Consider the following 6588-nt stretch of genomic DNA (forward strand, 5'->3'; position numbering starts at 1 on the left):
AGATGTTTCACATGCTGACCGACCGCCAACGCGCCATTGTCAAATCCACCGTGCCCCTGCTGGAAACCGGGGGCGAGGCGCTGACCACCCATTTCTACCAGTTGATGCTGTCCGAGAGCGACGAGGTGCAGCCGCTGTTCAACAGCGTGCACCAGCAGACCGGCGCCCAGCCGCGCGCGCTGGCCCGCAGCGTGCTGATGTACGCCAAGCACATTGACGACCTGTCGGGCCTGGGCGATCTGCCCGCGCAGATCATCCACAAGCACGTCTCGCTGCAGGTGCAGCCCGAGCATTACCCCATCGTCGGCGGCTTCCTGCTGCGCGCCATCCGCGAGGTGCTGGGGGCCGAGATCGCCACGGACGAAGTGATCGAGGCCTGGGCCGCCGCCTATGGCCAGCTGGCTGACATCCTGATCGGCGCCGAGAAAGCCACCTACGAGGCCAACGCCCAGGCACCCGGCGGCTGGAAGGGTGTGCGTCGCTTCGTGGTGGCGGCCAAGCAGGCGGAAACGCCCGAGATCACCAGCTTCACCCTGCAGCCCGAAGACGGTGGCGCCGTGCTGGCCTACCAGCCCGGCCAGTTCATCGGCCTGCGCGTGGTAGTGGACGGCAAGGAGCAGCGCCGCAACTATTCGCTGTCGCAGGTGGCCGATGGCCGCAGCCTGCGCATCAGCGTCAAGCGCGAGGCGCAGGGTGTGGTCTCCACCCACCTGCACCACCAGGTGCAAGCGGGCGATGTGCTGGACGTCTTCCCGCCTGCCGGCCACTTCACGCTGGACGACAGCGCCAAGCCCCTGGTGCTGATGGCCGCCGGCGTGGGCATCACCCCGCTGATGGCCATGCTGCAGGAGGGCCTGAAGATGGGCCGTGCCGTCACCTTCATCCACTGCGCGCGCAGCCCCGAGCTGCAGGCCTTCCGTGGCGACCTGCTGGCCCTGGCGGCGCAGCACCCCCAGCTGCAGCTGCGCTTTGGCTACGAACAGGCCGCCGGCGCAGCCCCGGCCGACGGCGTGGACGTGGCCCAGGGCCTGCCCGATGCCGAGCTGCTGACCCGCTGGCTGCCGGCCGAGCGCGACGTCCAGGCTTACTACCTGGGGCCGGTCGGCTTCATGCGCCTGGCCAAGCAGGTGCTGCACCGCGCCGGCGTGCCGGACGCGCAGGCGCGTTGCGAATTCTTCGGCCCGGCCCAGTCCCTGGTGGCCTGAAACCCTGCTGAGGGTGTTGCCGGCGGCCTGTGGCATGCTGGCGATGTGGGTGTTGGTGCACTGTCCTGGTGCATGGTGCAGGCGCCCACCGTGAAAGTGCCCGTGGTGCCACGGGCCTGCCCCCCGCCCTTCGGCGGGGTTTTTCGTCTGGAACACCATGCAATTCGGAAATGGATGGAAACCGGCCGTGGCCCCTGCCGCAGGCCTGGATGTGCTGCGCGTGGGCCTGGGGGGCGCGCTGGGTTTGGGGGTGGCCGCTGCTTTGGTGCAGCTGGCGCAGTGGGGTGGCTGGCAGGGCGGCTGGGGGCTGTTTGCGCCCCTGGGGGCCACGGCGGTGCTGGTGTTTGCGGTGCACACCGGGCCACTGTCCCAGCCCTGGTCCTGCGTGGTGGGCAATACCGTGGCGGCCCTGTGGGCCCTGCTGGTGGTGGCCTGGGTGCCCGCGGGCTGGGCGCCGGCGGTGGCCGTGGGCGGTGCGATTGCCGGCATGCAGCTCACGCGTTCCCTGCACCCGCCCGGGGGGGCCGTGGCCCTGCTGCTGGTGCTGGAGGCCCAGCACGGGGTGCACCATGGCTGGAGCTATGCCTTCGTGCCGATTGCCTTGCTGACCCTGGTGCTGGTGCTGCTGGCCATGGCCTACCACCGTGCCTGGGGCAAGCACTATCCGCTGCAGGTGGCCGCGCCGGCTGCGGCGGCCAAGGCCCAGCATCTGCCGGCCGACGACCTGTCCGATGCCGACCTGCAGGCCCTGCTGGCGCGTTTCGACCAGGACTACAACCTGACCCCCCAGGAGCTGGGGCAACTGGTGCGGGCGGCCGAGGAGCAGGCGATTGCCCGGCGCTTCGGCAGCGTGACCTGTGGGCAGGTGATGACTTCCGCCCTGTGGACCTGCCGGCCGGGCGATGATCTGGGGCGGCTGGCCGCACAGTTCCAGCAGCACCCCATCAAGAGCCTGCCGGTGGTCGATGACACCGGCCGCCTGCTGGGCGTGGTGGCGCGCAGCGCCTTGTTCGACTGGCTGTGGCAGCAACAGCAGGGCGACGCCAGCGACCGCCGCCAGCGCCGCACCTGGCGCTTGTGGGGCAAGAAGCCGCCGACATCCACCCCGGCCCGCGCCGCGGACCTGATGCAGGATGCACCGCTGAGCGTCGAAGACCACACCCCCGTGTCCCACCTGCTGGAGGCGCTGGCCGTGCACACCGTGCCGTTTGTGGCGGTGCTGCGCCAGGGGCAGTTGGTGGGTTTGATCACCCGCACCGACGTCATGCGCATCCTGCTGCACTGACGGCGGTGGTGCGCGCGGGCGCTCAGCCGAGCAGCTCGCCCGAGTGCAGGCGCCGGTCCTGTTCGCGCTCCTGGTAGAAGCGCGCCTTCTCGACGTACATGGCCTGGTCGGCGCGGTGCACCACGGTCTCGAGGGACGCGTTCTCCTGGCCACAGGCATGGCCCATGGCGATGTGGATGGGCTGGCCCGGGTAGAACTGGTTGTTCAGCTCCAGCAGCGACAGGATGCGTTCCTGCATCGCCACGGCGCCGCGCTCGTCGGTGGAGGGCAGCAGCACCATGAACTCATCGCCCCCGATGCGGGCAGCGCAGGCCGGGGCATCCACCGCCTTGGTCAGCACTTCGCCGATGCGCCGCAGCATGGCGTCGCCTGCGGCGTGGCCGTGTTCGTCGTTGACCGCCTTGAGGCCGTTCATGTCGATGGCGATCACGGACAGCGGCCAGGGGCCCTTGCGTGCCAGGCGGTTCAGCTCTTCCATGTAGAAAGCGCGGTTGCGCAGCTGGGTCAGCACGTCGTGCTTGCCCAGGTATTCCAGATAGGCCTCGGCCTTCTTGCGCGCCGTGATGTCCACCAGCGACAGCAGCACCAGGTCCCAGTGCTGGGCGTTGCTGGTCATGATGGCGAATTCCAGGTGGATGTGCAGCACTTCGCCGGACAGGGCGTAGTTCACCACCTCGCGCTGCTGCACCAGCTTGCCGTCCCACAGGTCCTGCAACTGCTCGGCGAAGGAGTCGTACATCTCGCCGCGGAAGATCTGGGGCAGGTTGTTCAGCAGCTCCGGCTTGTTGCGTGCACCGAACATTTCTAACGTCTGCTGGTTGACGTCGATGACGCGGATTTCCTGCATGCAGCGCGTGACGAATTCCGGGTGCACCTTCAAAAAGGTGCGGAAGTCGCGGATGCCGCGTGCCCGCACCTCGTCCATCAGGCGCTTGACCTCGCTGAAGTCCTCGACCCACAGCGACACCGGCGAGTGCTCGAACAGGTCGCGGGCGTACTGTTCGCTGCGCAGCAGCTGTTCGGTGCTCTGCACCTCGGCGGTGACATCCTCCAGCGAGACCAGCACCCGGCTCCAGCTGTCCTCGAAGCCGGGCAGCACGCGGGCGCGCACCTGCACGTCCAGGCGCCGACCGTCCAGGGCGTAGTTCACCGAGCGTGTCTCGAAGTCCTTGCGCCCTTCCCATAGGGCCAGCAGCTCGGGCACGATGCTCTCGAGCATGTCGCCCCGGAACACTTCGTGCAGGCGGCTTTGCAGGGTTTCTTGGTCGGGGGCCTTGAACAGCTCCAGGGTGTACTGGTTGACGCGCAGCACCTTGTACGACTGGCTGCAGCGTTGGATGCGCTGCGGATCTTCGCGCAGGAAGGCGAGCAGATCGGTCACCCCGGCCGCACGCCAGGCGTCGAACAGCTGCTTGAGGTCGCTGTAGTCCTCCATCCACAAGGAAACGGGAGCGAGGTCGAACATGTCTTCAAAGTCCAGACCCGTTGCAAGAGAAATAGTCACTACCAGCACCTCCGGCCGCAATTATTGCTGAACACCCCGCTTTTGCCGCGTGCGAATGCGGGCTTGTGGCACGCGCAGCGGTAGAGTGGCAGCTTTTTGCAAGCTTTCGCCGCTGTCCGATGTCCGGTTCTCCTTCCCGCTCCCTGGCCTATCTGTGTCTGGCGCTCAGCATGGCGCTGGTGGGCAGCTATGTGGCCCTGTCCAAGCCGCTGGTCGCCCTGTTTCCCGTGCTGCTGCTGGCCTGGCTGCGCTTTGGCATCGGCGCCGTGGCCATGCTGGGCTGGCTGCGCCCCGCGCCGGGTGAAGCCCCGCTGTCCGCGCAGACGCGCTGGCTGCTGTTCCTGGAGTCCTTCTTCGGCAATTTCCTGTTCACGCTGTGCATGGTCACCGGCGTCAGCCTGACCAGCGCGGTGACGGCCGGCGTCACCATGTCGGCGATTCCGGTGGCGGTGGCCGTGCTGAGCTGGCTGCTGTTGCGCGAACGCATCGCACCGCGCACCTGGGTGGCGGTGGCGCTGGCGGTGCTGGGCATCGCCCTGTACGCCACGGCCCAGCCGGCGCAGGCCACGTCGGCGTCCGACCGTGGCTGGCTGGGCCAGGCCCTGCTGCTGGCGGCCGTGCTGTGCGAGGCGGCGTATGCCGTCATCGGCAAGCGGTTGACGGCGGTGCTCAGCCCCAAGCGCATCAGCGCCATCATCAACCTGTGGGGCTTTGTGCTGTCCACCCCGGCCGGGGTGTATGCGGCCTGGCACTTCAGCTTTGGCGCCGTGCCCGCGCCCATGTGGGCGCTGCTGCTGTTCTATGCCCTGGCCGCCTGCATGTGGACGGTGTGGCTGTGGATGACCGGGCTGCGCGCCGTGCCAGCGGCGCAGGCGGGCATCTTCACTGTGCTGCTGCCGGTCAGCGCGGCCGTGGTGGGCATGCTGGTGCTGGGCGAGCAGATCAGCAGTCTGCAGCTGCTGGCCTTGGGCATCGCCCTGCTGAGCGTGGTGGTGGCCACCTGGCCGGCGCGGCGCCCGGCCTGAGCCGGGCCCGGGGCACAATCGCGGCATGGACTGCTCCAAACCCCTCCAGCCGGTGGCCGTGGCCACCACCACTGTGGACTCGGCCGAGGCCGCGCAGCGCCTGGCCCAGGCGGCGGTGCAGGCGCGGCTGGCGGCCTGCGTGCAGGTGGAGGCCATCACCAGCCACTACGTCTGGCAGGGCCAGCAGGAGGCGGGCGCGGAATGGCGGCTGGTGTTCAAGACCTTGCCGCAGGCGGTGGATGCGCTGGCGCAGTGGCTGCACGCCGCCCATCCCTATGACGTGCCGCAATGGCTGGTGCGCACCGAGCAGGCGGCACCCGCCTATGCCGAGTGGGTGGCGCAGCAGGTTGATGTGAAAAAGTGAGCGCTTGGCGCGCGAACAGCGTTCACTTCAGATTGAAAAGCATGCAAAGTGCAGGCGCAGCGCGCGCGGGCTGCTCCTGAAATGCAACAGCCCCGCAGTGCGGGGCTGAAGGCAAAGGCGGCGCGTGCCGCAGGCTCAGGCCAGCAGGGCCTGGGCAAATTCCTTGGCGTTGAAGGTTTCCAGGTCTTCCACCTTTTCGCCCACGCCGATGAAGTACACGGGGATCGGGCGCTCCTGCGCAATCGCCGCCAGCACGCCGCCCTTGGCGGTGCCATCCAGCTTGGTCACGATCAGGCCGGTCAGGCCCAGGGCCTCGTCAAAGGCCTTGACCTGGTTGAGCGCGTTCTGGCCGGTGTTGCCGTCGATCACCAGCAGCACCTCGTGCGGGGCCGAGCCATCGGCCTTGGCGATCACGCGCTTGACCTTCTTCAGCTCTTCCATCAGGTGCAGCTGGGTGGGCAGGCGCCCGGCCGTGTCGACCAGCACCACGTCCTTCTTGCGGGCCTTGCCGGCGCTGACCGCGTCAAAGCTGACGGCGGCGGGGTCGCCCCCGGCCTGGCTGATGATTTCCACGGTGTTGCGCGTGGCCCAGACGCCCAGCTGCTCGCGCGCCGCGGCGCGGAAGGTGTCGGCCGCCGCCAGCAGCACCGACTGGTCACTGTCGGCCAGGTGCTTGGTCAGCTTGCCGATCGAGGTGGTCTTGCCCGCGCCGTTGACGCCGGCCACCATGATGACGGTGGGCGTGTGCTCACCAATCACCAGCGGTTTCTCCAGCGGCTGCAGCAGGTCGGCCAGGGCCTCGGCCAGCAGCGCCTTGACGGCGGCGGGCTCGGTGGTCTTGGTCTCCTTGACGCGGCGCTTGAGGTCCTCCAGCAGGTGCAGGGTGGCCTTGACGCCGGTGTCGGCCATCAGCAGCGCGTCTTCCAGCTCCTCGTACAGGGCGTCATCGATCTGGGTGCCGGTGAACACCGTGGCGATGCTGGAGCCGGTCTTGCGCAAGCCGCGCTTGAGGCGGTCCATCCAGCTGCCGCGGTCGGCGGCCGCTTCGGGCTTGGCCTGGGGCTCGGGTGCAAAGGTCTCGGTCGCCGGCGCGGGCTCTGCAACTGCGGTAGGCTGTGCCTCCTTGTCGCCCATGCCAAAGGTGTTGCGCAGCCAGCCGCCGACGGAGGCGGGGGCCGCAGCGGCCTCGGTCACCGGGGGCGGGG

General features: G+C 68.7%; 6 protein-coding genes. 4 read left to right on the top strand and 2 right to left on the bottom strand.

What is annotated here, in order from left to right:
• Positions 1 to 11: 11 nt before the first annotated feature.
• Both hmpA and FYM52_RS16125 read left to right on the top strand, forming a co-directional pair.
• Positions 12 to 1205, top strand: a complete 1194-nt coding sequence (gene hmpA, locus FYM52_RS16120) for an NO-inducible flavohemoprotein (protein WP_154164846.1) — start codon at positions 12 to 14, stop codon at positions 1203 to 1205.
• A 157-nt stretch (positions 1206 to 1362) separates the two neighbouring features.
• Positions 1363 to 2490 carry an HPP family protein gene (locus FYM52_RS16125; protein WP_154164847.1) on the top strand — a complete coding sequence of 376 codons (1128 nt, stop codon included), beginning with the start codon at positions 1363 to 1365 and terminating at the stop codon, positions 2488 to 2490.
• 22 nt (positions 2491 to 2512) lie between these two features.
• On the opposite strand, the gene FYM52_RS16130 is transcribed toward FYM52_RS16125, so the two are convergent.
• The gene (locus FYM52_RS16130; protein ID WP_154164851.1) at positions 2513 to 3955 is read right to left on the bottom strand and encodes a GGDEF domain-containing protein; all 1443 of its coding nucleotides are present in this window, start codon (positions 3953 to 3955) and stop codon (positions 2513 to 2515) included.
• Between the two features lie 158 nt (positions 3956 to 4113).
• Here FYM52_RS16130 and FYM52_RS16135 point away from each other — a divergent pair, with 158 nt between their 5' ends.
• Positions 4114 to 5019 (top strand): DMT family transporter, encoded by a 906-nt coding sequence (locus FYM52_RS16135; protein ID WP_154164848.1) that lies wholly within the window; start codon positions 4114 to 4116, stop codon positions 5017 to 5019.
• Positions 5020 to 5044: 25 nt separating this feature from the next.
• Positions 5045 to 5383, top strand: a complete 339-nt coding sequence (gene cutA / locus FYM52_RS16140; protein WP_154164849.1) for a divalent-cation tolerance protein CutA — start codon at positions 5045 to 5047, stop codon at positions 5381 to 5383.
• A gap of 135 nt (positions 5384 to 5518) precedes the next feature.
• Here cutA and ftsY read toward each other — a convergent pair whose 3' ends face one another.
• Positions 5519 to 6577: a signal recognition particle-docking protein FtsY gene (gene ftsY, locus FYM52_RS16145; protein ID WP_162524756.1), complete on the bottom strand. Its 1059-nt coding sequence runs from the start codon at positions 6575 to 6577 to the stop codon at positions 5519 to 5521.
• Positions 6578 to 6588 lie beyond the last annotated feature (11 nt).

Source organism: Comamonas sp. CAH-2, from assembly GCF_009668305.1.
Classification (GTDB): domain Bacteria; phylum Pseudomonadota; class Gammaproteobacteria; order Burkholderiales; family Burkholderiaceae_C; genus Comamonas; species Comamonas aquatica.

Coding starts and splice junctions, on each gene's coding strand:
- hmpA (WP_154164846.1), top strand. CDS start 12: ATGCTGACCGACCGCCAACGCGCCATTGTCAAATCCACCGTGCCCCTG.
- FYM52_RS16125 (WP_154164847.1), top strand. CDS start 1,363: ATGCAATTCGGAAATGGATGGAAACCGGCCGTGGCCCCTGCCGCAGGC.
- FYM52_RS16130 (WP_154164851.1), bottom strand. CDS start 3,955: ATGTTCGACCTCGCTCCCGTTTCCTTGTGGATGGAGGACTACAGCGAC.
- FYM52_RS16135 (WP_154164848.1), top strand. CDS start 4,114: ATGTCCGGTTCTCCTTCCCGCTCCCTGGCCTATCTGTGTCTGGCGCTC.
- cutA (WP_154164849.1), top strand. CDS start 5,045: ATGGACTGCTCCAAACCCCTCCAGCCGGTGGCCGTGGCCACCACCACT.